Raw genomic sequence first — 26,819 nt, forward strand, 5'->3', positions numbered from 1 at the left:
TTATACCTCCATTCCATCGCACGTTTTGTAGACAGGTAAGCCCGAATCGCTACGAGCCGTACCGTCCATGCCAAACAGGATAGGATAAGGCAGTTCATCCAGATCGGCGCTCTCCCGCTTGCTCTCCAGCATGCGAATTTCTTCTTCCGTAGGGACCTCGAAAACATCGGTCATCAGAAAGTTCAACAACTCGGAATAGGGACTGTCTTCAGACAGATGCTTCCGAATCCGCTCTGTGGCTGCGGCCAGCCGGAGTTCAAGCGCGCGTACATGAACATTGTCGGACCTTACGGCCAGCAGCTCGTACAACAGCGGAATGAAGTCGCACAGCTCCCCGCTCGGCATCATAAAGCCCGCATCCCGGACAATATGCTGAAGCAAAATCAGAGCTGCCCCACGTTCCCGACTGTCACCCAATTCATGAGCGGTCAGATAGAGTCCGGTCTTTTCCTTCCAATCGAACGTCCAAACATAAATTTCCTGAAGCTCCTTGGGAGGAACCGAGAAGATAGCCTCGGCCGCCTGGCCAAACCTGCTCGCCAGCTCATTATCTTTCATTTCCTCTTGGACGGCTGCAAGCAGTTCCTCCTTCATTTCCTGAAAATCCTCATAGGGATATCCTAGCAATCTGGCGCAGGCCGCCAGCAAAACGGGCTTATGTTCCATCATCCATGTCCTCCCTTGCGAAAAGATGTGACGTGACCGCGCTTGACGGGGTAATGGATTCGATGCTGCATGCCCCCTGCTTGTAATGAAGCTCTTTCGCGCCATCCATTTCCCTCCGGGCGGTTGGGATCACAAACCTTTCGTTATATTTGGCAACAGCGAACAATCGGGTCATCTCTTCAATTTCCTCCACTGTAATTCCCGCCTCTCCCAAAAGCTGGCTGTGTCTGAGATCATCCATGCCGCCAACGGCTCGCTGCCGCCTATGTACACGCATGGCGGTCATTTTAAGCAACACTCTACGGATGACGGAGGTATCCCCTGCCGTAAGCAGAGATGCCAGATACTCCATTGGAATCCGCATCTGATCGACGGCGGGAATATAGTGATCGGTCTGAAGCTCGTCTTCTTCAATATGGTTCATAATCGGGCTAAGCGGTGGAACATACCACACCATAGGGAGCGTGCGGTATTCCGGATGAAGTGGCAGAGCAACCTTCCACTTCATGGCAAGCTTGTAGATCGGCGAGCGCTGTGCCGCATCGATCCAGGAATCGTTGATCCCGCTTCTTCTCGCCTCCTTGATCACTTCCGGCTCGAAGGGGTCAAGGAACACCGAAAGCTGGGATTCATACAAATCCTGCGGATTCTCCACGGAAGCTGCCGCCTTGGCTCGATCTGCGTCATAGAAGACGACACCGATATAGCGAATCCGGCCCACACAGGTTTCCGAGCAAATCGTGGCCATGCCCGCTTCTGTCCGCGGGTAGCAGAAATTGCATTTTTCCGCCTTGTGCGTATTCCAGTTGTAGTATACCTTGTGGTAGGGGCAGCCGTTGGTACAAAATCTCCACCCCCGGCAGGCGTCTTGATCCACAAGTACAATACCGTCCTCCTCCCGCTTGTACAAAGCTCCGGATGGACAGGAAGCCACGCAGGAAGGGTTCAGACAGTGCTCGCAAATGCGGGGCAGGTACATCATGAACGTCTTCTCATACTCCATGGCGATCTGTTCCTGAAGCTGCTTGACATTCGGGTCCAGCGGTACGATCTCACTCCCGCCAGCCAGGTCGTCATCCCAGTTCGGGCCCCATTCCGGCTTGTCCATATATTCTCCGGTAATCAGTGATACAGGCCGCGCGACCGGAAGATGCTTCCGCTTGGGGCTATGAATCAAGTTATCGTAATCATAGGTCCACGGCTCATAGAAGTTGTCCAGGCTGGCCATATTCGGATTGTAAAAAATATTCGCCAGTTTGGTGATTGGCCCCCCCGCCCGGAGTGCCAGCTTTCCGTTGCGCAGAACCCACCCGCCTTTAAATTTCCTCAGGTCTTCCCATGCCCGAGGGTAACCGGGACCCGGCCGGGTTTCCACATTGTTGTACCACATGTATTCCGTTCCGGGCCGATTGGTCCACGTGTTCTTGCAGGTCACCGAACAGGTATGGCAGCCGATGCATTTGTCCAAGTTCATGACCATGGCGACTTGCGCTTTAATCCTCAAGCCAGTCAACCTCCTTTAACGGTCGGATGATTGTCATCGTATCTCTCTGACTTCCTGTCGGCCCGTAGTAATTAAACCCGTAGCTCAGTTGGGCATAGCCTCCGATCATATGTGTCGGCTTCATCGTAATTCGAGTCACACTGTTATGGGTACCGCCGCGCTGCTTGGTGATAGAGGTACCCGGCACGCCAAGCGTGCGATCCTGGGCATGATACATATAAGCGATCCCCTCTGGAATCCGGTAAGTCAGCACCGCTCTTGCTGCGATGACTCCATTCCGGTTATATACCTCAATCCAATCGTTATCCTTGATCCCGATCGAAGCCCCGTCTTTTTCGTTCAGCCAGACGACCTGCCATCCGCGGAACAGCGTCGACATTTGATTGGTGTCGATGAACATCGTATGAATTCCCCATTTTTGGTGCGGGGTCAAATAACGGATCGTCATCGTTTTTCCATTCGCTGGCACTTCTTTCTCACCCTTAAAAAAAGGAACGTGCTCCAGCGGCGGCAAATAAAGCGGCAGCCCTTCACCGAAATCCAAAATCATCTCATGGTCCAGATAAAAGCTTTGTCTGCCTGTTAAAGTGCGCCATGGAATGCTGTACTCCGTATTTAAGGTAAAGGGCGAGTATCTCCGATTGTCCTTCTCCAAGCCACTCCAGACCGGAGTTGAGATCGTATGCCGGGGCTGAGCAGTAATATCCAGAAGCGTGAAAGCCTCTTCTTCCCGAGGTTTTGAGATGTCCTCCAGCTTTTTGCCGGTTTTGGTCTCTAACGAACGCCAGCCTTCCACGGCTCGTTCTCCGTTCGTGGCGCCAGACATCAGCAGAATCGCTTCGATTACCTGTTTATCCCGGAATAGATCCGGCTGTCCTTTGCCAATCCCCTCATGTTTCGATGCCCCCAGCCGCTCCATGAGCTGGCCGTACACCTTGTCGCCGGGAATTTTAATCCCCTTTGTTCCATAACCCTTTTTAATGTTCGGTCCGATGGTAATCATTTTTCCATACACGTTCGGATAGTCACGCTTCACCAATAAAAAATGGGGCATCGTTTTGCCGGGCACTGCCTCCGTCTCTCCCTTGCGCCAATCGCGGATTTTTCCGTGAACTTGGGCGATTTCATCTGGACTGTCATGTCCGAGCGGAGTCATGAGAACATCCTCGCAGGCTGGCAAATGTTTCTCCGCCAATTGGGAGAACGTTTTGGCGATTTCCCGAAAAGCGTCCCAATCGCTTTTGCTTTGCCAAGGCGGTTCAATAGCCGGATTAAACGGATGGACAAACGGATGCATATCGGTCGTGCTTAAATCGTATTTTTCGTACCAGGTCGCTGCTGGCAGCACGATATCCGAAAACAGCCCTGAACTCGTCATTCTAAAATCCATGCTGATGAACAAATCGGTTTTGCCTTCCGGCGGAACATCATCCGTCTTCACCGTCTCTGGCCGCCACGAATGGCTCGGGTCCGTCAACACCTGATTGTCCGCCCCGATCAAATGTTTGGCAAAGTATTCATGCCCTTTACCGCTATCGCCAAGCAGATTGGACCGCCAGTTGAAAAAGACACGCGGGAAATTGTTCGGATCATTGGGGTGCTCCACCGCAAAATCTAGCTCTCCCTCTTTAACCATTCTCGCAATTTCCTGTACGGCCTCCTGATCGTCCGAAAACCCTTTTTCTCGAACCTGTCTGGCCACATCGATGGAGTTCTGGTTGAATTGCGGGAATGAAGGCAGCCACCCGAGCCTTACGGCCAGCGCATTGACATCCGCAGGATGCATATGGTTAAACCGCCCGCCCCAGGATGGTTTCTGCTCCTCATTGACCTTGGCCTCATAGCGGAACTGCTCCGTCGCGAAGTAGAAGAAGGAGGTTCCGTTTTGTAAGCGGGGAGGCTTGATCCAATCTCCTGCAAATGCGATCTGCTGCCACCCCTCCACTGGCCTCACCTTTTCCTGACCTACGTAATGGGCCCATCCGCCGCCATTTACTCCCTGGGAGCCCGTGAGCAGAACCAAATTCAGAATGGAACGGTAGATTTGGTCGCTGTGATACCAATGGTTCGTTCCTCCGCCCATGGCGATCATCGATTTTCCACCTGTCTTGGCCGCATTTTCGGCAAACTCCCTCGCTACCTGAATGCAATGAGATTTCTTGACGCCAGTAATCGCCTCCTGCCAAGCCGGTGTGTAAGGCTTCGGATCGTTATAATCGACCGGATAATCGCCTTGCAGTTGCTGTCTGGGTACACCCACATGAGCCATCATAAGGTCATAAACCGTCACGACTTTGAGCGTCCTGCCTTCCACACTCGGCAAATGCTTTACGGGAACTCCACGCCGAACTGTCCCTCCCTCCGATTCCACGAAATAAGGAAAGTCAACGAGAGCCACTTCATCCGCCGCATCAATAAATGACAGCAGAGGATCCACTACTGTCCCGTCAGGATTTTCGAGATCCAGGTTCCACCTGCTGTCCTGATCCCAACGGAAGCCCTGGCTGCCGCTCGGAACCATCGGCGCTCCTGATGCCTCGTCCCAGACTACCGTTTTCCATTCGGCCAACTCCTGGGCATCTCCCAAGTCGGAGGCCCGGAGGAAGCGGCCCGAACGAAACGCATCGGCATGTTTCTCTAGTATCACGAGGAAAGGAAGGTCTGTAAATTTTTTTGCGTAATCCGTAAAATAAGGGACTTGCTGATCCACGTAGAATTCTTTGAGAATGACGTGGGTCATAGCCATGGCAAGCGCGGCATCGGTCCCGGCTTTAGCTGGCAGCCAAATGTCCGCAAACTTTTCATACTCGGCATAATCGGGGCTGACCCCGACCACCTTGGTGCCGTTATAACGGGCTTCCACCATGAAATGCGCATCAGGAGACCGGGTTTGCGGAATGTTGGTCCCCCAGATAATAAAATACTTGGAGTTATACCAGTCGCCGCTTTCCGGCACATCTGTTTGTTCTCCCCAAACCTGCGGCGAGGCAGGGGGAAGGTCTGCATACCAATCATAAAAACTGAGGATGGTCCCGCCAATCAGCGACAGGAAGCGTGTCCCTGCCGAATAACTCACCATGGACATGGCCGGGATCGGGCTAAAACCAACAACACGATCTGGACCGTATTGTTGAATGGTATGGATAATAGAGCTGGCAATCATCTGACAGGCATCATCCCAATCCGCCCGAACGAAGCCGCCTTTCCCCCTGGCCTTGACGTATCTGTCACGCTTTTTGGGATCGCTGACGATGTTTTTCCAGGCCGTGACCGGGTCCTCAACAACTGCCAGCTCCTCACGCCACATGTCGTACAAATCACCGCGGATATAGGGATACTTCACCCGGATCGGGCTATAGGTATACCAGGAGAAGCTTGCCCCGCGCGGGCAGCCCCGGGGTTCATACTCGGGGAAGTCGGCTCCTGTGGTCGGGTAGTCCGTTTTTTGTGTTTCCCAGGTGATAATGCCGTCCTTGACGAAAACATTCCAACTGCAGGAACCGGTACAGTTTACGCCATGTGTCGACCGAACGACCTTGTCATGCTGCCAGCGGCCACGGTATAGGCTCTCCCAATCCCGGGATCTTGGGCTCTCCTCGGTCCATCCCTCGTTTATGGCCTCTCCGCGTTGCAAATATTTCAACGCATCAAGCAGCTTGTTTTTATGTTCAGCCATTGCACAGATGCTCCTTTCCCTGCTGGTTTACCGGGTTAAACCTTTCCCCCGTCAGTTTGAAGCTGTCTTGTCCCAACTGAAGCTCTTCCATAAACACTTCCCAATCCGCTGCGTTGCAAGCCGCGATAATCAGGCGCTGAAGCTCGTTCAGATCCTGCAGCCGGCAGATTTGTTCTTGCACAGGCTGCGGCACTCCGCCGAATCTCATCTCAAGCAAGGCAAGCAAATCATTCCGATCATCCCGGACAAATTGTTCCGTTTCCACCTGATTCATCTGGTTCGCCTTCTTTCGTATCCATTTTTCCAACTCATTCTGCCGACCTTTGTTAGAATTTCATCATTTTAAAATAATCGGCAATCATCGATTTCTTAATCTTTTCCGCCGACTGTTTAAAAAAGGTCAAGACCTCTTCATCGCCGTCTTCCACCAATGCCCAGGAAAATTTCCTGCTGGTGACCTGCCCCAATTCCTCGCCAAATCGGAGGTAGACGGTGATGCCGTGATCATCGGTCCGGCCACCCGCCTTCACATCATAAGGATGAAGGTGGAGCATCTCGAGCTCTTGTACCAGTAGCCGATACAGTCTCGGCTCCACAGATTGAAGTGGTTTGTCGGGAAGCATCGCCGCCAGTGTATAGGTCTCATTTTTCATGGAGCAGTCCCTCCACTTCTTTTTCCAGCATGTTCATTTCATCCCGGTTATGCAGTTCATCAACGATAATCAAAGCCTGAAAACGAGCAAGAAGCTCGCCACCCACCTTGCTCTGCGCCAGCAGTTCCTTAATCTCAGCGACAATTTCTCGCATTAATTGATGATCGCGAGTCAGGGAAATAATGACGTTCTTCAACTCCGACTTGATGCCCACAGCTTCTACATATAATCCTTCCTCTTCGCTGGCTGCGTGCTGGAGCGTACGCCCCTCCCAATGCTCCACCGTGATGTAGGCAATTTCCTCCGCTTTGTCCAATTCACCTTTTTTTATACTTCTGTCCAACAGCTCGGTAAGTTCTCTTGCTTCGCCTAAGGCCGCCTCATGAATCATCGAATGACTGTCCACATGTCTCAATGCGGGTCCTGACATGAATCCCCCGCCTCCTTTCCTGTTGCTTTTTTTGAGAAATGATTTTGCGCTAGCCCGCCGCCTTCACCTTCCTCGATTACGGAGTCAGCCTGCGAAAGGTCGCTGAATATAGCCACATAATGAGTGACATTCTGCTCGTTCGTAATTGCCGTTACCGAGAGCCACTCTCGAAAAACCTCCCCGCTTGCCTTGCGATTGACGATCTTTCCCTGCCATTTTCCGGTGGTCAGCAAAGTGACCCAAAAGGCATTATAGAAAGAGCGATCTTGGAAGCCGGAGTTGAGTATATTGGGAGTTTTTCCAATCACCGCTTCTTTGGGATATCCGGTGACCTCGGTGAAGGCGGCGTTTACGGTATGGATCACGCCCTTGGCATCAGTGACCATCACGGCATCGGCTGTGGACTTGATAATATCCGACGCAAACTCCAGCTTGTTGCTGAAAAATACCCACAGAACAAGTATCAGGCTGGCCAGCGAGGCCTCGGACAAGGCCATAAAGCCGATTGCGTAGTGGCCTGTCCACCCAAACAGCAGGGTAAGCAGCAGTGGAGGAAAAAAACCGCCCAGACCGCCCGCGGCAGAGACGATCCCGCTGGCGATGCCCCCTTGCTTTGAAAAGTATAGCGGGACCAGCTTGAACACCGCGCCGTTCCCGATACCGGCGCACACGGCTACCATCAAACAACCCAACGTAAAAAGAGGCATGGTCAATCCGAAAGAGAGTAAAACTCCTGACAAGGTTAGGCCGGCAAACACGAACATAAGAACTACAAAAGGATTGAACTTGTCGGACAGTATCCCGCCTACTGGACGGAGAAAGGTAGCCAAGGCGATAAAACCCGCCGTCCTGAGTCCGGCATCCACCTTGCTTAATTCAAAATAGCTGACCAGAAAACCGGGGAGATAGATTGTAAAAGCTACGAAGGAGCCGAAGGTGATGAAGTAAAATATGCTGAAAAACCACAACTTTTCGTTGCGATAAACCTGCTTGAGTTGATTCTTCCAGGACCTTCGTACGCGCTCTTCGTGCTTATCCCCTAAAAACAGATTCAGTAGAGCGAAAAGGGCGAGCAAAATCAAAAAAAACTGAAGGGCTCTTGACCAGCCGATCGCATCAGCCACCCACGGTGCACCAAAGGTAGAGATGGCCGTACCCAGATTCCCGATCCCGTATATCCCGTTGATGGTGCCCTGCTTTTCTTTGGGATAATATTTGGGCAGTGAAGTCACACCGACCGAGAACGTGGCTCCACCTATCCCAAGAAAGAAGCCCCCGACCGCCAAATCCAGAAAAGTATTGGCCTGGCTCAAATAGTAGACAGGAACAAGCAGAATAAAGAAACTGACTGTATTCATCAGCCTTGCCCCGAAGCGGTTGGTCAGAATCCCCGCCGGAATTCGCAGCAAAGAGCCCAAGATTACCGGGATCGCGGTGGACCACGCTCTTTGTCCGAGCGTCAGCGGAATATCCTGACTTATGTAAGAAATCAGGGAAGAGATCAAGACCCAGACCATAAAGGAGACAACCAGACTTAAGGTTTGCAATGGCAACTGAATTTTTTTTACCATGTATAGCTCCCCTTTGAAGATTATTCGAATTGCAAATATAGGATATAATATCCATTTTTGACAAACTTCTGACCTTTCAAACATTTGATTTGGGGAGGTAACAAATGACGACTCACTTGCAACCTGTGATGGAAGGATGCTTGCCATGATCGGCTACGATGTGGAAAAATATTTTCGGAAGATGCTCTAGCTGGCGGGCAAAAATCAGGTCAACTTTTTATGTAGAGCAATTGCATTTGTATTTTATGAAGCTCAAGCGATTAATAGTTTTTCCACGTCCATGAGCAGTTCTTCGCCTGTCATATTTGAATACTTTTGGCCACATAGAAATTCTAAACCACTGTCTTTTTCTATTGTATAGGATGAAAAACTCCAACTTGACATGGTTAATCAAATTAGTAGGTTTCTATTGATTGTTACGCTGGAAAGATAAGCATCGTTTGCAGAAATGGGCATATACCCAGGTGATTTTCAAAATAAAAAAACGCTCTAGGTTATCCTAAAACGTCTTTTGAAAATAGAAATATTAGCCATAGAGGTCAACATCAAATGATTAAAGTTTGAGCTTGTACCCGATGCTCTCTAACGGGTAACATCAAACTGAAATTAAGATGCATATTGTCAGAATAGTAACTAGCAGCAGTCCATCTTGTTCTGCCCCAATTAAAATATTATTATCGCTGTGTAAATATGGTTGCAATAATGTCTATCACCTTCTATAGACTTGGAGACCTTAGGCCCTTTTTGATCGCTTTAAGCGTGATTATGGCGTAAAGACGAGGCTGAAACTAATGAACGATCGAAATAGATAAACAGACTCATTGATTCATTTATTGGAATAAAGCAAGCAATTTGGCGGTCTTTTTAGACCACCTTTTTTATTCTCAGAAGGTCTTTTAAAACAATTTTTTTGAATGGCTGCTGAAGTCTGAAACTTCAAAGTAGAACCTATAAATCCTTGCGGACAAAGCGGCGCAGCCCGAGTCCAAAGAGCACAGCCGTGTAAAATGCCGCGTATATCAAAAAGGCTGTTGAAGGAATCTCGTCGATACCAAACGGTCCACTTGTGCTTACCGGGATGAGTCCATTAATATTCTCGAAGCTGAACAACACTGCCTGCATTTTACGCTGCAGTCCATCGGCAGGCATGATCAGGGACAGGACACCCGTTATATTGTTCAGGGTCTGCATGGGACCTGGCTCCAGACCCACAGAGCCGATGATTTTTCCAACCATGCCACCGAGCCAACCAGCCCCATAAAGCATCGTCATGACGACACCATTCGCAACCGATGACAAATAGCCGGATCCGAACATGGACACGGTTACAAGCAAGGGAACGACTGAAGCAAATAGCAAAAAAGACTGCACCAGCACTACCGGATCACGCGGGATCGAAGCATGCACATCGGTGATCCACAAAATCAGGCTGTACAATACCAAGGCATAGATTACACCAAGCGAAACATAGCCGAGCCAGCGGCCCGTATACCATTTCCACCTCGGAATCGGCCGTGGCAGCATCGCCTGCATGACCCCCTGCTCCGCCTCACCCGCAATCGTGGAAAATGAGCTAAAAATCGCTAAAAAGGCGAGTACAAAACTTGCGAAGAAAAAACCGAGCATCAAAATGAACATCCCGAGCGTAAATTCCTGGATCATAGTTTCATTATTCGTACCGCCTGTGATCACCCTAGAGGTAGAATCTCCTGCGATGGCGCCGGCAATAAACCAAAATCCCAGCAGGAATACAACAGTTAATAAAAGTGTCAGCAGGAGGACCCGTTTGCGCAGTAGCTCCTTCCAGGTCATGGTCCAAATAATCCTCATTCCTGTTCCCCCCTATGATTCAGCCCTGCAACAGCCTTCATGAACCACTCTTCAAGCCGTTCTCGAACTTTGGTGACTTCATATAACGTCATCCCCTGTCCGATCAGCAACGTATTGATCCAGCCTGCCTGTTCTTCGCTCTCCAGTTCCGCTTCAAGCCAGACGGTATCATCTATGCCCCTCTCTCCTGTAAATCCGCCTTCGGCTTTTCCATCTGTTATTACTCGAAAGCTGAGCTCTGTCGTATCCATAAGCCAGGACAGCAAAAAAGGCGAAAATCCGCCGACTTTAAAACGCCAGCAGACTCGCTTCTGGAGCATTTCGGCTACCCGCCCATGGCGGAGAACCTGTCCGTTATTCAAGAGTGCCATTCTGTCGCATAATACTTCCACATCCTCAAGCAGATGGGAGTTTAAGAAAATCGTTTTCCCCTGCTGCTTCAGTTCCTCAAGTATATTACGTACATGCATTCGTCCAACCGGATCCATGGCGGAAGAAGGCTCGTCAAGAAAAATCACGGCCGGATCATTCACCAGCGCGCAAGCCAGTCCAAGCCGCTGCTGCATGCCTTTGGAATAATGCTTAACACGGTCCTTCCCCCGTTGACCCACACCTACCATGTGCAATAGCTCAGGAACTCTCTTGTCGATCACCTGCTTGTCCAAACCGCATAATCGCCCATGCAACCGGACGACCTCATCACCGGTAAGCCATTCCTGATACCGGTACAGCTCGGGGAGATACCCGATTTGCCGTTTCGCTTCGAGCGTTCCGATGGGTGCACCCATCAGGGTTGCTCCTCCGGCCGTCGGATGGATGAGCCCGACCAGCATTTTCACAAATGTGCTTTTCCCGGCTCCATTGGGGCCGAGGAAGCCAAAGGCTTCCCCTTTCCCTACGGTGATGGTCACGTTGCGGCAGCCGCGCCCGTTGCTGTATTCCTTGGTTAATCCTTTAGCGTCGATTGTCGGCTTACTCATGCCTCAACCAGCTCCTTAAGCTTGTTCATGAAATCAAACTCTGACTCATAGGCGCTCCCACCTTCAAAGGAAAAGACCTGTCCGTCTTTGATCCAGATAGCGGTACGATTCGTCATTGATCTGTACTTCATGTTTGTAACCAGAACCTTGGTTCCTCCAATGGTAATCTCAGAAGTTTCAGCACTTTTATTAACCACATATGGCATAGGAATGGAACCTGCCAGAATGCGGCTGCGCTTTACCTTCTCTTTCAGATCGGAAGGCAGAATCGGAAGCTGAAGAACGGCATCCACCGCTTTTTCTGTATCAACGGACGGATCTACCGTAATTTCTGGAGCCTGCATCTGTGTCAGAGTTGCCCAGTGGTCCTGATCGGTACCCAAATCGTAATTTACGCTTTCATGTGTACTAAACGCTATTTCTTTATTGTCCATCGACTCCGGCAGCAGCTTCGTTGCCCCTACACGCTGCATAGCTTTATTGAGCTCATCCACATTCAGCATCATTGTAATTTTTTGTGAAGGAGTAACGTACACACTTTCCTTCGTTCCGGCCACATTTACTGGAAGAAGCTGATATCCGAGCTTAGAGACGGCTTGTTCACGCGTAAAATCACCCTGTACGTTTCCGCTTTCCGATGTAAACTGGCCAAAGGTGTTTTCTATGTCGGCCGATTTTCCCGGAACCAGTTGATTAAACATACCTTCGAGCGTGCTTTCGTCAACTGTAGCGATATCCTGCACCCGGAATTGATTTAAAAATGCCGCCAGCGCGTTATTTCCCACAGGGGTTGTAAGTACGACGCCAAAGATAACGGCTGCCGCCACCGCTGCGGCCCACTTTCGGCCCTTGCCTGCCCGCCGGCGGAAAGAAGCAACCGGAGCCGGAGCATCAACTTTCAAACTGGATTCCGAATCCTGAATTGCAGCTGAGTCCGCTGGCGGCCTAAGGGTATCGGCAAGCCTCAGAACGTCCTCTTTGTTATTTGCGTCCCCGGTCTCCCACTTGGCGTTTACCGGCTCCATGGCCAGCTTCTGTAGCAACCTCTCCCAGGCTTCATGTGTACTTTTGTCAGCTTCTGAATGCTGCAATTTAGTTGTCATATCATTTCAATCCTTTCCGAATATTTGATTAGTCCTGCCTTGCTATAGCCTTGCTGGATGTGGCCTGCAGCTTGCGTGTCGCTCTTTGGAGCAGACTGCCTATTAGCGGCGACCTGACATTAAGCTCTTCCGCGATCTCCGCATAGCTGTAGCCGGAGTAGCGCAGAAGCAGCGCTTGGCGGTCTCGTTCGGGCAGTCTGTCCAGCCAAGCCTGAACCTCTTCCTGATCCAATCGACGCATCAGCGCCTCTTCGCCGGATTCAGAAGCGACTTCCCCTTCATACATTATCTCCTGCTTATTCTGCAGCTTTCTCTCTCTTGCTCTCTTCTCTAAATAATCGTATCCGATTCTTGTCAGTACCCGGTGTAGCCATGCCCCCAGGGTTGCCGGGTTGTCCGGCGGATTTCTGTACAGCCTCAGAAATACTTCCTGCGCCAGATCGTCGGCTGCTGCTTCATCTCGCACAAGCGCAGCCAGTTTTCTGCGTACGGTTGGATAATGCTCATAAAATATGTTGCGGAATGGTGAGGATTCCGGAATACTCATTTTATAATTGCCTCCTTTTAAGCTGCAGCTATTAGGAAGACGAACCTTCTTCCTTTTTTGTATCATGCTCGGGAGATTTTCTTCGAATTTTTTTAGGCTGCACTTAATTGGACAGTCCAATGACATCAGGATTAAGAAATTGTTAGACATTAGAAAACAACTTTATTGTACAAAGAACTATTGTATTTCAGCAAAACCTATGCTCGTCGCTCTAACGAAATTTGTGTATGTACGTCGTACCGACTACATCCATCATTGTATTAATGATTCATTAAACCGGTAAAAAAGCTTTCCATAGCCACCTTTTCGGGTGATTATAAAAAGCTAATCTGTTTTGGAGCGTCTATAACGATCGCTTAAAATTTCCCAGAAAACTGTTTGACAATGCCTTTTGTCAGGTCCGCTAGAACTAAATACTGAACGACACTTAACTTTTCATTATTTAGTATGCATGGGGTTAATTGATATTGAACCTATGACTGGAATAGGAATGGAGGGAATATTATCAGTAACGATTACTAGTCAGTGTTATCACGTTGAGCGCCCTCCATCGTTTTTATTGCAATGTAAAACGCCCAATGTAACCGATATATTTGAATTGACGGCCGAGACATTAAGTCTTTGTGCTGCTGAAATGGCTTTATGAGGGCACGAAGCACCCCCTGCCTCGACACGCCTCTCCTCAATGATAGTGTTCTGTGAATTGAGTGGATATCCTTCAGAAAAATCAGTAGATTTCTAGAAGATTGTTATGATTCTTTGGAACTATTCTACCAAATAAAAACCCCTTCTTTGTAGAAGGGGTTTCAAATATACGAACCTAGCTATTCATGCCATGATTATTAAGTTGTTGGAAGCTATTCATGCCGTGATTGTTAGGTTGGATCGTTGCTGCACCAGTAGGGATGATTACGTTACCTAACAGAAACAATACTACTGCCATCATACCTAATGCCTTTTTCATCTTTTAACACCCTTTCTAGGATAGTTTTGTTCAATACATTATATTCATTCAGCTGTTCTTTAGTTGCATGAACACTAAATGAAACAAATAATGCATTGATTTTTTTATATCCAGTATCATCCTTAAGTTTATCAGACATTCGCAATCCCTTGAGGGATATATTTAATGCATTGTAAATATTACCATTAGTAAAGTGGTAAAGGGACATAAGATATAAATGATCTATATAATAACGAATATTGGCTTCCGTTTCGTACTCTCCATCCAGAGCGTCCAAATTAGGCTCAAATTCTTTTAATGCCCAATCAACGTTACAGTTATGTTTTAAAGCTGACTCCAGTATCGTAATAATCCCCGGCAACAACTCTTCTTCCTCGGCATTGTGTATAAATTGCACATATTCAGGAAGCGTCTCCATATTACCTTCCAGCAAATTCAAAACATATGTATTGGCATTTGCAATCATCCTGAAATGTGCTACATCCTCCTTCCCCTCATCGTCCAATCCAGATATCCATCCCAATTCAGAGTACTTTTCAATACAATCCCTGGCTGCTGAGTAATCGCCCATCTTTTGCAATGCGATACCTTTCGCCACCATAGAATATCCAAAATAAAAAGCAACACTTCGTTTAAGTCTTTTAGTATCAATTCTCGGCTGCCCTTTTGCTTGTCTAAGTTGGTCTTCTTCATAGAATGCGTTGATTGAGTGGTGGAGTTTATCCGCAATATGTACCATAGCATCCCAACCATCTAGTGAAAACTCTGCTTGCAGCATTTCATACAAAAGGTTTATGTCACTTATTGATTCTAAAACTGCCGAGTTAAACATATAGCTGCCTCCTGATTACATTTTTAACCAATAGTATATTATAATTGGGCAATGGTCAATTACGTAGTTAAGTGAGCTATTCACAAGTTGAATCTTCTCTGAATTTTCGCATATGATGTGAGACACTGAATTGGCTTAGCCCAAGTATTTTTGCATACTGTGCCTGTTTAAGTCTTGGACGCAGTTCCATTAAATCTTTCAGTCTGCCCCTTGTTATTTCAGACTTACGTTTCTTTACATTCTAATCTCTGTAGTAGTCAATTCTACCGCTGGCGTGGGGTGCTGCCTCCTTTTAAATCATGTGTACATACGATGATAGAAAGCTTTCCTGAAAGTGCGTTAGCTGATCGACTGATCCCGCAAAAAGGTAAATACATACATTGGGAAGATCAGTCCGAGAACTAAGTTACCCAGACGGTTCGACTCATGTTTGAAACAACGTTACCATTTTATGATCTTTTACGATGCGTTCAGTGCTGTTATTTGGTGTAAAAACAGAGGATTTGAACGAAGGCAATGGGTCCATTTGGCCTGCTGCCTTCTCGTTATGATTAAGTTATCGTCTCTCGTTAGTCCAATCTAGACTATTCTGAATCTTGTTCATCCTAAGCCAACCAGAAATTTAAAACAGAGGATTTTCTTCGAGTGGTTGTGTCTCACGTAGATCTCTAGCCTTCCGAACAGAGGGCGAGTAAAAAACGTCACTATGCATATGCTGAATTTTATCCCAGTTGCCAGGATTGGTCGTGTCTGGAGAGCGGTGCTCCAGAATGGCCTGATATAGAGCCGTTTTTTGTTCCAAATGGGCAACGTGCTGTTTGGCTTCTTCGAGCTTAATGAGCGCCGCTTCCTTATGCTCCATCATGAGTGTGTAGCGTTGCGGAATGGTCGAATCCCCTTCGAGACAGAAATCGACGTACATTTTAATGACTTCAATCGGCATCCCGGATTGCTTGAGACATTTGACGCCATGCAACCAGTTGATCGATTCTTCGTCGAACATCCGAATGTTGTTTTGATTGCGCTGTACGCTTGGTACCAGGCCTTTATCCGTGTAAAAGCGTACAGCGTGCTCGGTGAGTCCCGTTATCTGGGCAGCTTCTTTGACTGTATGCATGTGGAATCCTCCTTGGAAAAATAAAAATTTTTGAAGATGGCTTGACTTCGTGTAACACGAAGGCGTTAGGCTTATTGTAATGCAAGTCGACCGTAAGCGGAAGCCCACTGAGGTGCCCGATTTCCGAGTTTTGCGGCCGTTTGCGTTTTACATTTGGACAATGGGAGGAAATACAATGCAAACCGTAACATTAAACAATGGTGTGAAAATGCCGATCATCGGCTTTGGTGTCTACCAAGTTCCAGATGCTGAAGAATGCGAGAACGCTGTATATGAAGCGCTGATGGCTGGTTACCGCCTGATCGACACCGCCTCCGGTTATTTGAATGAGGAAGCGGTCGGTCGTGCGATTAACCGCAGCGGCGTACCGCGTGAGCAGCTGTTCATCACGACCAAGCTCTGGGTTCAGGATGCCGGCTACGAGAGTACCAAGCACGCATTTGCCAAATCCTTGAAGAAGCTTCAACTCGACTATCTCGATCTGTACCTTATTCACCAGCCATTTGGCGATTACTACGGTGCATGGCGTGCGATGGAAGACCTGTACCGCGAAGGCAAGATTAGGGCGATCGGTGTCAGCAACTTCCTACCCGACCGCCTGATGGACCTCATCGTTCATAACGAAATCGTACCCGCCGTCAACCAGATCGAAACGCACCCGTTCTACCAGCAAACAGAGAGCGCAGCTTTTATGAAAGAGCACGGAGTTCAACACCAGTCGTGGGCCCCATTCGCTGAGGGACTTAACAACATGTTCAAAAACGAAGTGTTGCTCTCGATCGCAGAAAAATACAACAAGTCCGTCGCTCAGGTCGTATTGCGCTGGCTTGTTCAGCGTGAAGTCGTTGTAATTCCAAAATCGGTGAGAAAAGAGCGGATCGTCGAAAACTTTGACATTTTCGATTTTGAGTTGAGCGCGGATGATATCGAACAAATCTCGGCCCTCGATACGCGGGAAAGTCTTTTCTTATCGTATCGCGACCCGGAAGTCGCCAAGATGATGGGCAACTGGAGAATCGATCTGTAAACCTTGATCGAACCATAAACTTATCACTCGTTTATCCTCATCTATAAAGAAAGGGCAGAGCGGTTTAAAGTGAACCCTGTCCTTTCTTTACTTGAATTGACCCTTGGATTCGCTTTTCCGCTTTATAAGATGCCACCTTTCGCTTAATCATAATCCCCCCTATTAAAGCAATAATTCTAGTCTGTTTCTAATAGAAGATTTAGACTAATTTATTCAACGAGCATCTCTGTTAGCGCAATTCTCAGCTTGTGTTCGTAACTAGATATTTTCGGTTTTGTCAGTTGGAAGCTGGGACACACAAATATCTACGCGAAGTGCCGAGGATTCCAAGGGAATTTTCCAAGCTTGGTGCACGCTGTTTGAGTTTGGCTAAAATGTCATAGTACTGTCTAATTCCCGCATCCAGATTCCTGCGTGTCTCTGTGCAAATTGTTGGAAGGAGACAGGCGCCTTCCCAGTCACCCTCATTACAGTATCAGTACTTAGATCTTCCGCTCCTTCCTCGCGAATTTTACGGTCGAGTCCGGTCATGATCTCAGCATAATCCTTGCTTATCCCTGCTGCTAACCAGCTGCGGGTGAATTCATCATCTGATATTGATTAGTCAAATTGAGAAAGGAAATGCGATGCCCTCTTTTGAGATCATTAGCAAGCTTGCGGAGCGATTAAATTGCTCTATTACTTTTCTCTTAGAAGAAGTGGCCTCGGAAACCGTTTCTCCTCCTCCCTCCATTCCTACTCAATTGGTAAGGGCGGAACAATATCTTGAAAGCAATTTGTTAAATGAGTTTCTAAACATAATAAAGAGTATAGAAATCACAGAGGAAGAAGCTGATTTAAAAGCCCAACTCAATAACAAAAGCAAGCGCACAAAAAAATGAGTGAATTGTATATTCTTATAGCTGAAGCTTATTATCACCAAAAAGATTTTGAGACCGCTTCGTATTACTACAGGCAAGACCTCCCTGCTCAATAACAAAAAACCTCAGGGCTTCTTCCAGATGGATAAGGTCCCTGGGGTTTAACCATTATATTTCCACTTATGGCTCATAGCGCTCCATAATGATGACCGCATTGTGGCCGCCAAAACAAAGGAATTGCCTTAAGTATCAAGGATTGTAATAATGCAACTTATTTGGGTAACGTACATCAGGTGTAACAACAATACATTCCCCCATCATGGTCAAAAAAGAGAAAGAAAAACCAGAAAAAAATCCTGGAATTTTTCCGCTTTTTCTTTAGGCTGTCACATCAAAACGCTTTGGCTGCCAATATGGCTTGCCGGATTGCTGATTCCTTTATGCTCTGCGCTTGGTCCGGCTGCTCACTGATACCTTCAACAAAGATAGCCTGCACATCGTCAATGCCCAGTAAATTCATGATAGCTTTTACATAACTATGGCTGTACTCTACATCTTTGAACTTCCCATGGGAGAGAACCGTGCCGGAAGCCTGAATGTGCATCACTTTTTTGTCCTGCTGCGTCCCAATCAAACCGGACAAACCCCGCAGCCCATTATCGGCTCGCTTAATAGTTTTTCCCGGAACTATAACCGCGTCAATGTACGCTTTCAGAACCGACGGGAAAGAATAATTCCATACCGGATTGACAATGACGATTTTATCCGCAGTCATGAATTGGTCCGTAATCTCGCGCATTCGCACCGCTTTGACCTTCGATCCCTCGCTCAGTTCATCGAAAGAAAGACCACTTGGTGGCTGCCCCCAGCGTCTTAGAAGATCGGCGTCGATTTGCGGAAGATCCATGCGATACAGGTCCAAATGAATGACCTCATCTCCTGGATTGGCCTCCTGATAGGTTTCGATAAACTGTTTGCCGACTGATAGGCTGTATGTACCGTCTTTTAAAGGATGAGCGGTTACGTACAATACAGTTGCCATGATAAATCCACTCCTATGTTATGATTAAAATAATTGAGGATACAATGCTATTAATAGCAATTCTAGCTATGCTGTTCGTGGATATGAAAGAGCTTCCCCTACTCCATGACTTCCACTGTCTGGTAAACATTCAGCAGTGGAACTTTTTCGAGTCCTATTGAAAATCGCTGAATATTATCATTACTAACTCCCTTCTTAATGTAATCATTATAGTTACAGAAAAAAATGAGTGTCAAGAAGGATCATGAAATGCAGACACCAATTTTTTGACTTTTATTGGCCGTTCATAAACTGCATGCCCCACAGGAAGACCGCTTTTCTCAAAGATGTAAAACAAAAAGAAACCGTCTTGGTAAATGGAAGTGCGACCCACCATTTACGAAAGGAACGGTTTCTTTGTACTATCACCTTGTTCGTGTTGTCAATGAGGCTGTCCATCGTTTGGACGATCAGATTTTCAGGGAGGCTTGCACACCTAAGTTTCTAAAGAATATGCGAGAATCTGGTCTTTCGTTAGACTCTTTCCTTTGTTCCAAATATCGCGTATTTCCTGTTCAATTAAAACATGTTGAAGATCAAGAAGCACTGCATTATGCTCCACGGGAAAATTCGGAACGGCAGCACCTCCGAAGCTTTCGCGACATTTCTCAGCAGCACTCAGAAGGATGACCGCTTCTGGATAAGCCTTCTTTGCCCATAAAGCTATAGCCAACCCTTCTATTCCGCGAGAGAGAATCCATGTCCCTTTGTAAATTTGGCTGATCGCAATGCTATTTTTGAAGCATTCAATGGATTGATCGGTCTGCCCAAGTTTCAAGGCAGCATAACCGAGGCTTTCGTACGGACCGGATACTTCCCATTTATCCTGAACCGATTCGAAGAAGTACACGCTCTCTTTTAGAAGCATGGATGCTTCATGATACTCCTTTTGTTCCAGCTTTAGCTTTCCGTAAGCATGCAACGAAGCCGCCAAATTCCACATGTCCTTCGTTTTCCTGGCAATATCAACGCTCTCCTTAACGAGAGGCTCGGCATCTTTCAAAAGTAGCTGTTTGATATAAATAAATGCCATGAGACGAAGAGAAGAGGCTAATTGTGCAGAATGGTTCAGATCACGGGCGAGCTCAGCGCTGCGTGCAGCTGAAACCATGGCTTCTTCAACGTTTCCTTGAACCAATTGAATGACGCCCCGCCCATGCAATGCTTTGGCAAAATCTCCACCAGGCAGTTCTTTATGAACGGTACTTTCCAGAAAACGATTAAGCCAAAAAATCCTCTCCTTTAATCTGCCTTCATGAAGCCAGAACCAGTAAAGGTTTGAAACCATATGAAATCCAATTGAGTTGGTATGTGCATCATTCTGATAACACCATTGCATGGCTGAGCGCAGGTTTGCATATTCTTGTCTCACTTCATCAAGGCAGGCATCACGCTCTCGAGTCCTGAACTTGGCCTCGGCACGATTCAAAATTTGGCTGTAATATTGAGCATGACGTTCAAGAAGAACATGTCTGTTACGGCCGTCAGTTTCTTCCCGCATCTTCTCGCCAGCATATTCCTTAATGGCTTCCAGCATGAAATAACGGATGTAGCGGTAGTCATCACTGGTTTCGATTGAGACGAGTGACTTGTTGACCAGTCCGGATAACAGATCAAGCATATCTTCCCGAGCAAGTTTATCATCACGGGTGGGCAATGTGGGTTCGCAGCTACAGATCCGCTCCACTGCCTCCAACGTAAACCCTCCCGAAAATACACTGAGCCTTCTCAGAAGCAGTTGCTCCTTGCCGGTTAGTAGATCGTAGCTCCAATCGATTGTAGATTTCAGCGTTTTTTGCCGAGGCACAGCATTTCGTTTTCCAGCAGTCAATAATGTCAGCAGACTCGCCAGACGTTCTTCCATCTGTTCTAATGTCAACATACTCATTCTGGAAGCCGCAAGCTCAATGGCTAACGGAATCCCTTCTAATTTTTTGCATATGGCACCTACAAGCTGCAAGTTTGCCAGCGTGGGTTGAAGCTTAGGAGCAACCAAAAGCGCACGTTCCATAAACAGTTGCACGGCTTCAAATTCCTTGATTTCTTCTTCGGAAAGCACCTCCAGCGAATACTCCTCACCTGGAAAGGATAACGGGGGAATCCGATAGACGTATTCCCCCGAAATGTTCAAGGCTTCTCGGCTCGTGACCATGATGCTTAGTGTTGGCGCAGCCATCAGGAGTGATTCAGCTAAAGCCGCGCATGCATCAATGATGTGTTCGCAGTTGTCGAAAATAAACATCATTCTTTTCTCGGAGATTACATCTAATATGGTTTGGAGATCAGTTCGATTCCCTTGATTTTGCAATCCCATAGTGGATAACAGATACTGGCCCAAAAAATGATGATCCTTTACGGCGCCGAATTCGAACATCCAAATACCGTCCGGATACGTTTCAGCAAGCGTTGAAGCGACTCGAACAGCAAGTGATGTTTTCCCTATCCCTCCGGGTCCTACGATTGACACAAGGGAATGGAACTTCAGCTGTTCTTTCAGGTCAGCCATGGATTGGTTTCTTCCTATAAAGAGAGAAGGAGGCTTCGGTAACTGACTTTGCCTTGCAAGTGAAACGGCTTGCGTGGCAACCCGACCTTCCTGCGCGGAACCTTCGAACGAAGCAACGGTTTCAAACCAAGTGACATCAAAATCCGGAAACTCCCGTTTTGTTGCAGAGCGCACTTCCGAAAAGCGTTTTACTGCAAGCCAAAGCTCCTCAGCCTCTTTCCGCTGGGCTCCCTCCAGGAAGAGTCCTTCCTCCAAAAAGACTTGAATCAAACGTTTGAGGCTGTCAACGCTGGGAAGACGATCTCCGTTCTCCCACTGTTGAACGGTTCGTGGATCGACGCCAACTTGCCTTGCCAAGTCAACTTGCCGTGTTCGTTTGGAAAGGTTATGTCTAGCGGGCCTGGAACGAATTTTTTTAATCCAATCATGGGGCCAATCTTTCAAAGATTTTTCGTCTTCCATCTTATCACCTGGCTTCAATAGTTTGAGCATCTCTGACACGAACTAACACGAACTCATGTACATTCGTGTTCTGGATTTTAACAGATAGAATAAAGCATATCAACAAAAAGAGGAGGTAATCTACATGCCTTTAACGCGTATCGTCACGTTGGAAGGACGTTCGAGCGAAGCTAAAGCCCGTATTAAAGAGGCTGTCTCGCAAACGATCGTGGACAAGCTGCAAGTGCCTGAAAATGATCGTTTTTTGATTATCGAGGAACACAACCGAGAGAACTTCAACTTTGATCCAAACTGTCTGGACATTGAAAGAAGCGATGGATTTCTCATCGTTCAAATCATTTTGAATGTCGGCAGATCGTCTGAAGTAAAAAAAGAGTTCTATGCGGCATTAGCTGAACAACTGCATGAGCAGTGCAACATTAGAACCGAGGATGTTTTTATCAATTTAATTGAAGTCACGAAAGACAACTGGTCTTATGGCAACGGTATCGCCCCTTTTATTGTTTAAATCGTAATTTTATATAAGAAGGAGAGAAAATATAATTATGTCGACTATTCTTTATATCACTGCGCATCCTGGTAATCCTGAAGCATCTTACAGCCTTTCCGTTGGCGAGCAATTTGTACAAGCCTATCAAGAAAGTCACCCAGAAGATAAGATTGTGCACGTAGATCTGTATCAACGAGACATTCCGCATATCGATGCAGATGTATTGGAGGCATGGGGCAAGCTTCAAACGGGAGCATCGTTTGATCAATTGACTGCCGCGCATCAAGAAAAAATAACCCAACTGAATCATTTGCTCGAAGAGTTTGTCACTGCGGACAAGTACGTGTTCGTTACACCCATGTGGAACTTTTCTTACCCTCCGGTATTGAAGGCATACATTGATTCCTTTTGCGTCAGAGCCAAAACATTCAAATACACGGAGAATGGCCCCGTTGGACTGCTGCATAACAAAAAAGCATTCCACATTCAAGCTAGCGGCGGCATCTATTCGGAAGGTCCTGTAGCGGAACGCGAGAATGGAAGCCGTCATTTGAAGACGGTTTTGAATTTTGTCGGCGTAACAGACTTTGATAGCCTATTTGTGGAAGGTCTGTCCACGGCGGGAGACCGCGCTCCCCAAATCAAAGCCGAAGCAATTGAAAAAGCGCGCAATGCTGCGAAGAATTTCTAAGAGTATGTTTCGATAGCGATTGGAGATTAGTCAATATCGTGGCAATGGTTTGTTACATCACATTAATCTGAATAAACCCGGCACCGCCGATTTGACCAAGGGGGAAGAAAAATGAAAGTATCTTATCATGGACATTCGGTTGTAAAAATCGAAACCCATGGCACAATTATTCTTATTGATCCTTTTATTACAGGCAACTCCAACACCGATCTGGAAGCAGCCGACGTGCAGGCTGATGTAATCCTTCTGACCCATGGCCACGGGGATCATGTTGGAGATACTGTGGAAATTGCAAAACGAAATGACGCGCTGGTAATCGCATCGGCAGAGCTAGCGGATGTTCTCAGTTGGCAAGGTGTACGAACCCACGCCATGAGCATTGGGGGAGCTTATCAATTCGAATTTGGAAAAGTGAAATTAACCCAGGCTTTTCATAGCTCAAGCCTCGTTAATCTGGAGACTAAAACAATCATCTATACGGGAATGCCTACAGGGATTCTGTTCACAGCAGAGGGCAGAACGATTTACCACGCAGGAGACACAGGTTTGTTCTACGATATGAAGGTGATTGGAGAACTCAGCAATATCGATTTGGCATTTCTGCCGATCGGAGACAACCATACTATGGGTCCAGAAGATGCTGCGCTGGCAACTGAATGGCTTCAAGCGAAACAAGTTGTGCCGATCCATTTCAATACGTTCCCTCATATCAAACAAGACCCTCACTACTTCGCTTCGCTTCTAAAGGAAGGGGTAGGGAAAGTGTTGGAACCGGGAGAAGGGCTCGAGTTGATTCCCTGACCTGCTAGTTGAATTTAGTTATTTCCAAAAAATCAAAAGCGGGCGCTCTCCTCTGTTGGACGGCGCCCGCTTTTGATTTTTTGGATTTTAATGGTTAACTTTGGAATCAACTGCTCTTAAGAAGTATATTTTAGGTATTAGAGGATAAAATATGCTTTATCAATAAAGCAAGGGGGTTAACTTGTGTTGTTAGGTTGGTTTAGAAACGTTCTGAGACCTGAAAGAAGGCGTAGACAAGATAGTGAAAAGTCCAATCAGCAAACAACTGACCCCATTAATCCGTCATTGCCCCAAACTCTGTCTTTACTCAAATCGAAACTCGGACAAGGTCCTGATTTTATCATTCGTAATTTTTCCGAAAATCCTGCCCATGCCGGTCATCTCGCAGTATGTTATATCGAGGGATTAATTGATCAAAACTTACTTTCCGATTTAATGGAAGGTTTAATTACAAAAAAACTCTCTGAATCTTCCTCTAAGCTTGGTGAAAATAGCACGGTCTCTCTATTAAAGAAGACAATTCCAGCAGGAAATATTCAAATGATACATTCGCAAAATGAGGTATATCAAGCCATTCTCTCCGGGAATGCTGTCATTGTCATCAACGGAAACAACTATGCTTTGGCAGTTTCCATCGCAGGCGGAGTAAGACGGGCTATTCAGGAACCCAGTACTCAGACCGTAGTACGGGGTCCTAAAGAAGGATTTACAGAGGATGTCTCAACTAACATTACACTGATCAGAAGAAAATTGCGGACACCTGACCTTAAATTTGAAAGTCACGTTATTGGACGATATACACAAACTAAAGTCATATTAGCTTACATTGAAAATGTTGCTAATCCAGAAGTAATACGGGAAATTACAAAACGGCTTCAATCCATTGATACAGACAGCATACTTGAAAGTGGCTATATCGAAGAATTCATACAGGATGAACCACTTAGTCTCTTTCCCACCATGCTAAACTCAGAGCGTCCGGATACTGTCGCAGGTAGCCTTTTAGACGGACAAGTAGCTGTTCTGGTTGATGGGACGCCATTCGCTCTGATTGCACCTGTAACTTTCTTCAATTTCTTTCAAACGGCCGAAGACTACTACCAGAGATATGACATTTCAACTTTTTTAAGGGCTCTTCGTGTGGTATCTTTTCTAGTCTCATTGTTGCTTCCCTCTCTATTTATAGCCTTGACGACTTTCCAACAGGAAATGATCCCCACCACGCTGTTAATTACGCTGATGGCTCAACGGGAAGGAACTCCTTTTCCTGCATTAATTGAAGCATTAATGATGGAATTGATGTTTGAAGTGATTCGTGAAGCAGGTGTGCGAATGCCACGGGTCATCGGACCAGCCGTTTCCATTGTAGGAGCTCTGGTTATCGGGCAGGCAGCGGTGCAAGCCGGACTGGTCTCAGGTGCAATGGTTATCGTTGTTGCCTTCACTGCTATATCGAACTTTGTCATCCCGTATTTTGGTATGGCTTCAGCAGTCAGGTTGTTGCGTTTTGCACTTATGCTACTGGCGGGGGCTCTGGGCTTATTCGGTATTCTGATAGGAATTATCCCCCTTCTTGTTCATCTTGTATCTCTCAAATCATTCGGAGTTGATTATTTTGTGCCCTACAGCCCCACCTTTAAATCTAATATGAAGGACCTTATCATCAGAGCTCCGTGGTGGGCTATGAAAACCAGACCTAGCGAAAAATCAGGCCATAACCAGACAAGACAGGCAGCTCACCAATACCCTGCTAGTTCGGATGAAATCAAAAATAATGACAAGTCTGATACCCAAAAATAGGAGAGATCAATGGTGCGGCAATTAAGAGTTAGTTATGTTCTGTTTATTGCAGGGTTATTACTTACAGGGTGCGTAGATCGTACAGAATTGAACGAATTAGCCATCACAACAGCAACTGGAATTGATGGCCATAAGGGCGACTGGATCAATACCTATCAAATCATAATTCCATCAGCTATGACGACTGGATCAGGTGGTTCTTCCACCGGGGCATCGCAAAGCGCTGTACATACCTTTTCTACACATGGAAAAACATTGAGAGAAACCGTTACGAAGAGTAGCCTGGAATACCCGCGCAAACTATATTTTGCCCAAAATAATATACTCGTTATTGGAAAAAAAGCAGCAGAACAAGGCATTGAAGAGATTATTGATATTTACCTCCGCAACCTTGATTCACGAGAAACTGTAAAAGTATTCATTGCCAACGGAGAGGCTCGTGATTTTTTAAAAAAGCTTGTACCACCAGAGAAAATTCCTGGTCAAGCTTTAGAAAAGATTATAGAAAGAGATAGCAAATTAGGATCAATCTACCCCGCAATATCCATGTATGAATTTATCTCGAAAATTAGCTCCGATAGTGGCGCAGCCGGAGTTCCAGAAATATCTCTTGAGGGTTCAGAGCCGGAGAAACTAGACTCTGTTGATGTTTTCAAGGAAACCTCCGCCAAAAATAAACTCAAGTTATCGGGTTTAAGCATTTTTCAGAAAGACAAGAGAGTCGGCTTTCTAAATGAAAAGGAAAGTATGGGGGTTTCATGGTTAAACAACCAGATTAAAAACACTACTGTAAACTATGTAGATGGGAATGTTACGTCCGCTTTCCTCATCCGGAAAGCCAAGATTAAGGTTACGCCAATCAAGAATTTAAATCATTATTACCTAAACGTTGACGTTAAAGCTACCGGTGATCTTCTGTCAGCCTCTTCCCAAAGAGAAATGAAAAATATGCAAAGTACACATCAATTGCAGATGCAAGCAGCAGAAACGATCAAATTGCAAATTCAGGAAGGCTGGAAAGCCTTACAGCAAAAGAATATCGACCTTATCGGTATTGGAAATAAAATCCATCACAAGTATCCAAAAGACTGGAAAAAAATAAAAGAGACGTGGCCTGGAGAGTTAGCAAACATGGATATAAAAATAGATGTAAAAATGAAGCTTGCACGTCCAGGATTATTCGAAAAATCTTTTAACGAACTGTTGAAATAAGATAAACAGGGAGAGG

General features: G+C 46.7%; 22 protein-coding genes. 7 read left to right on the top strand and 15 right to left on the bottom strand.

Going from position 1 to position 26,819, the window contains the following annotated elements:
* From narJ to ACEN8J_RS10055, 13 genes are all read right to left on the bottom strand, one after another.
* Positions 1-669, bottom strand: coding sequence for a nitrate reductase molybdenum cofactor assembly chaperone (narJ, locus tag ACEN8J_RS09995; protein WP_495594456.1), 669 nt, complete (start codon positions 667-669; stop codon positions 1-3).
* Positions 656-2,170, bottom strand: a complete 1,515-nt coding sequence (gene narH, locus ACEN8J_RS10000) for a nitrate reductase subunit beta (RefSeq protein WP_495594457.1) — start codon at positions 2,168-2,170, stop codon at positions 656-658. The genes narJ and narH overlap by 14 nt, the downstream gene beginning before the upstream one ends.
* Positions 2,160-5,846, bottom strand: coding sequence for a nitrate reductase subunit alpha (locus ACEN8J_RS10005; protein ID WP_029515294.1), 3,687 nt, complete (start codon positions 5,844-5,846; stop codon positions 2,160-2,162). The genes narH and ACEN8J_RS10005 overlap by 11 nt, the downstream gene beginning before the upstream one ends.
* Positions 5,839-6,120 carry a hypothetical protein gene (locus ACEN8J_RS10010; RefSeq protein WP_029515295.1) on the bottom strand — a complete coding sequence of 94 codons (282 nt, stop codon included), beginning with the start codon at positions 6,118-6,120 and terminating at the stop codon, positions 5,839-5,841. The genes ACEN8J_RS10005 and ACEN8J_RS10010 overlap by 8 nt, the downstream gene beginning before the upstream one ends.
* 52 nt (positions 6,121-6,172) lie before the next feature.
* A complete protein-coding gene (locus tag ACEN8J_RS10015) occupies positions 6,173-6,499 on the bottom strand; it encodes a hypothetical protein (RefSeq protein ID WP_039274876.1) in 327 nt (108 codons plus the stop codon).
* A complete protein-coding gene (locus ACEN8J_RS10020; protein WP_029515298.1) occupies positions 6,489-6,929 on the bottom strand; it encodes a hypothetical protein in 441 nt (146 codons plus the stop codon). Before ACEN8J_RS10020 ends, ACEN8J_RS10015 begins: the two co-directional genes overlap by 11 nt.
* On the bottom strand, positions 6,911-8,500 hold the full coding sequence (locus tag ACEN8J_RS10025; protein ID WP_029515300.1) for a nitrate/nitrite transporter: 1,590 nt from the start codon (positions 8,498-8,500) through the stop codon (positions 6,911-6,913). Before ACEN8J_RS10025 ends, ACEN8J_RS10020 begins: the two co-directional genes overlap by 19 nt.
* Positions 8,501-9,448: 948 nt before the next feature.
* Entirely contained in the window at positions 9,449-10,330 is an 882-nt protein-coding gene (locus tag ACEN8J_RS10030) for an ABC transporter permease subunit (RefSeq protein WP_495594458.1), read from the bottom strand.
* Positions 10,327-11,310: an ABC transporter ATP-binding protein gene (locus tag ACEN8J_RS10035; RefSeq protein WP_029515303.1), complete on the bottom strand. Its 984-nt coding sequence runs from the start codon at positions 11,308-11,310 to the stop codon at positions 10,327-10,329. Before ACEN8J_RS10035 ends, ACEN8J_RS10030 begins: the two co-directional genes overlap by 4 nt.
* Positions 11,307-12,413 carry a hypothetical protein gene (locus tag ACEN8J_RS10040; RefSeq protein ID WP_241113509.1) on the bottom strand — a complete coding sequence of 369 codons (1,107 nt, stop codon included), beginning with the start codon at positions 12,411-12,413 and terminating at the stop codon, positions 11,307-11,309. Before ACEN8J_RS10040 ends, ACEN8J_RS10035 begins: the two co-directional genes overlap by 4 nt.
* A 28-nt stretch (positions 12,414-12,441) precedes the next feature.
* Positions 12,442-12,960: a sigma-70 family RNA polymerase sigma factor gene (locus ACEN8J_RS10045; RefSeq protein WP_029515305.1), complete on the bottom strand. Its 519-nt coding sequence runs from the start codon at positions 12,958-12,960 to the stop codon at positions 12,442-12,444.
* A 914-nt stretch (positions 12,961-13,874) separates the two neighbouring features.
* Positions 13,875-14,756 carry a hypothetical protein gene (locus ACEN8J_RS10050; protein ID WP_029515306.1) on the bottom strand — a complete coding sequence of 294 codons (882 nt, stop codon included), beginning with the start codon at positions 14,754-14,756 and terminating at the stop codon, positions 13,875-13,877.
* A 622-nt stretch (positions 14,757-15,378) separates the two neighbouring features.
* Entirely contained in the window at positions 15,379-15,873 is a 495-nt protein-coding gene (locus ACEN8J_RS10055; protein WP_029515307.1) for a MerR family transcriptional regulator, read from the bottom strand.
* 175 nt (positions 15,874-16,048) lie between these two features.
* Between ACEN8J_RS10055 and ACEN8J_RS10060 the strand changes: the two genes are divergently transcribed.
* The gene (locus ACEN8J_RS10060; RefSeq protein WP_029515308.1) at positions 16,049-16,900 is read left to right on the top strand and encodes an aldo/keto reductase; all 852 of its coding nucleotides are present in this window, start codon (positions 16,049-16,051) and stop codon (positions 16,898-16,900) included.
* Between the two features lie 596 nt (positions 16,901-17,496).
* Positions 17,497-17,781: a helix-turn-helix domain-containing protein gene (locus tag ACEN8J_RS10065; RefSeq protein WP_141695491.1), complete on the top strand. Its 285-nt coding sequence runs from the start codon at positions 17,497-17,499 to the stop codon at positions 17,779-17,781.
* A gap of 370 nt (positions 17,782-18,151) precedes the next feature.
* On the opposite strand, the gene ACEN8J_RS10070 is transcribed toward ACEN8J_RS10065, so the two are convergent.
* Both ACEN8J_RS10070 and ACEN8J_RS10075 read right to left on the bottom strand, forming a co-directional pair.
* Positions 18,152-18,802: an FMN-dependent NADH-azoreductase gene (locus ACEN8J_RS10070; RefSeq protein WP_341039350.1), complete on the bottom strand. Its 651-nt coding sequence runs from the start codon at positions 18,800-18,802 to the stop codon at positions 18,152-18,154.
* A gap of 475 nt (positions 18,803-19,277) precedes the next feature.
* Positions 19,278-21,809, bottom strand: a complete 2,532-nt coding sequence (locus ACEN8J_RS10075; RefSeq protein WP_495594459.1) for a helix-turn-helix domain-containing protein — start codon at positions 21,807-21,809, stop codon at positions 19,278-19,280.
* A gap of 124 nt (positions 21,810-21,933) precedes the next feature.
* Here ACEN8J_RS10075 and ACEN8J_RS10080 point away from each other — a divergent pair, with 124 nt between their 5' ends.
* The 5 genes from ACEN8J_RS10080 to ACEN8J_RS10100 all read left to right on the top strand — a co-directional run bounded on the left by ACEN8J_RS10080 (position 21,934) and on the right by ACEN8J_RS10100 (position 26,803).
* On the top strand, positions 21,934-22,317 hold the full coding sequence (locus ACEN8J_RS10080) for a tautomerase family protein (protein ID WP_029515310.1): 384 nt from the start codon (positions 21,934-21,936) through the stop codon (positions 22,315-22,317).
* Positions 22,318-22,354: 37 nt separating this feature from the next.
* Positions 22,355-22,990: an FMN-dependent NADH-azoreductase gene (locus ACEN8J_RS10085; RefSeq protein WP_029515311.1), complete on the top strand. Its 636-nt coding sequence runs from the start codon at positions 22,355-22,357 to the stop codon at positions 22,988-22,990.
* 111 nt (positions 22,991-23,101) lie between these two features.
* Positions 23,102-23,791, top strand: coding sequence for a metal-dependent hydrolase (locus tag ACEN8J_RS10090; protein ID WP_069011459.1), 690 nt, complete (start codon positions 23,102-23,104; stop codon positions 23,789-23,791).
* Positions 23,792-23,974: 183 nt separating this feature from the next.
* Positions 23,975-25,591 carry a spore germination protein gene (locus ACEN8J_RS10095; RefSeq protein WP_495594460.1) on the top strand — a complete coding sequence of 539 codons (1,617 nt, stop codon included), beginning with the start codon at positions 23,975-23,977 and terminating at the stop codon, positions 25,589-25,591.
* A gap of 9 nt (positions 25,592-25,600) precedes the next feature.
* Positions 25,601-26,803, top strand: a complete 1,203-nt coding sequence (locus tag ACEN8J_RS10100) for a Ger(x)C family spore germination protein (RefSeq protein ID WP_165150641.1) — start codon at positions 25,601-25,603, stop codon at positions 26,801-26,803.
* Positions 26,804-26,819 lie beyond the last annotated feature (16 nt).

Source organism: Paenibacillus sp. Paensp38, assembly GCF_059491915.1.

What these genes read in the sequence shown, in the direction of transcription:
- narJ (WP_495594456.1), bottom strand. Translation starts at nt 669, where the DNA reads ATGATGGAACATAAGCCCGTTTTGCTGGCGGCCTGCGCCAGATTGCTA.
- ACEN8J_RS10005 (WP_029515294.1), bottom strand. Translation starts at nt 5,846, where the DNA reads ATGGCTGAACATAAAAACAAGCTGCTTGATGCGTTGAAATATTTGCAA.
- ACEN8J_RS10010 (WP_029515295.1), bottom strand. Translation starts at nt 6,120, where the DNA reads ATGAATCAGGTGGAAACGGAACAATTTGTCCGGGATGATCGGAATGAT.
- ACEN8J_RS10015 (WP_039274876.1), bottom strand. Translation starts at nt 6,499, where the DNA reads ATGAAAAATGAGACCTATACACTGGCGGCGATGCTTCCCGACAAACCA.
- ACEN8J_RS10020 (WP_029515298.1), bottom strand. Translation starts at nt 6,929, where the DNA reads ATGTCAGGACCCGCATTGAGACATGTGGACAGTCATTCGATGATTCAT.
- ACEN8J_RS10025 (WP_029515300.1), bottom strand. Translation starts at nt 8,500, where the DNA reads ATGGTAAAAAAAATTCAGTTGCCATTGCAAACCTTAAGTCTGGTTGTC.
- ACEN8J_RS10030 (WP_495594458.1), bottom strand. Translation starts at nt 10,330, where the DNA reads ATGAGGATTATTTGGACCATGACCTGGAAGGAGCTACTGCGCAAACGG.
- ACEN8J_RS10035 (WP_029515303.1), bottom strand. Translation starts at nt 11,310, where the DNA reads ATGAGTAAGCCGACAATCGACGCTAAAGGATTAACCAAGGAATACAGC.
- ACEN8J_RS10040 (WP_241113509.1), bottom strand. Translation starts at nt 12,413, where the DNA reads ATGACAACTAAATTGCAGCATTCAGAAGCTGACAAAAGTACACATGAA.
- ACEN8J_RS10045 (WP_029515305.1), bottom strand. Translation starts at nt 12,960, where the DNA reads ATGAGTATTCCGGAATCCTCACCATTCCGCAACATATTTTATGAGCAT.
- ACEN8J_RS10050 (WP_029515306.1), bottom strand. Translation starts at nt 14,756, where the DNA reads ATGTTTAACTCGGCAGTTTTAGAATCAATAAGTGACATAAACCTTTTG.
- ACEN8J_RS10055 (WP_029515307.1), bottom strand. Translation starts at nt 15,873, where the DNA reads ATGCATACAGTCAAAGAAGCTGCCCAGATAACGGGACTCACCGAGCAC.
- ACEN8J_RS10060 (WP_029515308.1), top strand. Translation starts at nt 16,049, where the DNA reads ATGCAAACCGTAACATTAAACAATGGTGTGAAAATGCCGATCATCGGC.
- ACEN8J_RS10070 (WP_341039350.1), bottom strand. Translation starts at nt 18,802, where the DNA reads ATGGCAACTGTATTGTACGTAACCGCTCATCCTTTAAAAGACGGTACA.
- ACEN8J_RS10075 (WP_495594459.1), bottom strand. Translation starts at nt 21,809, where the DNA reads ATGGAAGACGAAAAATCTTTGAAAGATTGGCCCCATGATTGGATTAAA.
- ACEN8J_RS10080 (WP_029515310.1), top strand. Translation starts at nt 21,934, where the DNA reads ATGCCTTTAACGCGTATCGTCACGTTGGAAGGACGTTCGAGCGAAGCT.
- ACEN8J_RS10085 (WP_029515311.1), top strand. Translation starts at nt 22,355, where the DNA reads ATGTCGACTATTCTTTATATCACTGCGCATCCTGGTAATCCTGAAGCA.
- ACEN8J_RS10090 (WP_069011459.1), top strand. Translation starts at nt 23,102, where the DNA reads ATGAAAGTATCTTATCATGGACATTCGGTTGTAAAAATCGAAACCCAT.
- ACEN8J_RS10100 (WP_165150641.1), top strand. Translation starts at nt 25,601, where the DNA reads ATGGTGCGGCAATTAAGAGTTAGTTATGTTCTGTTTATTGCAGGGTTA.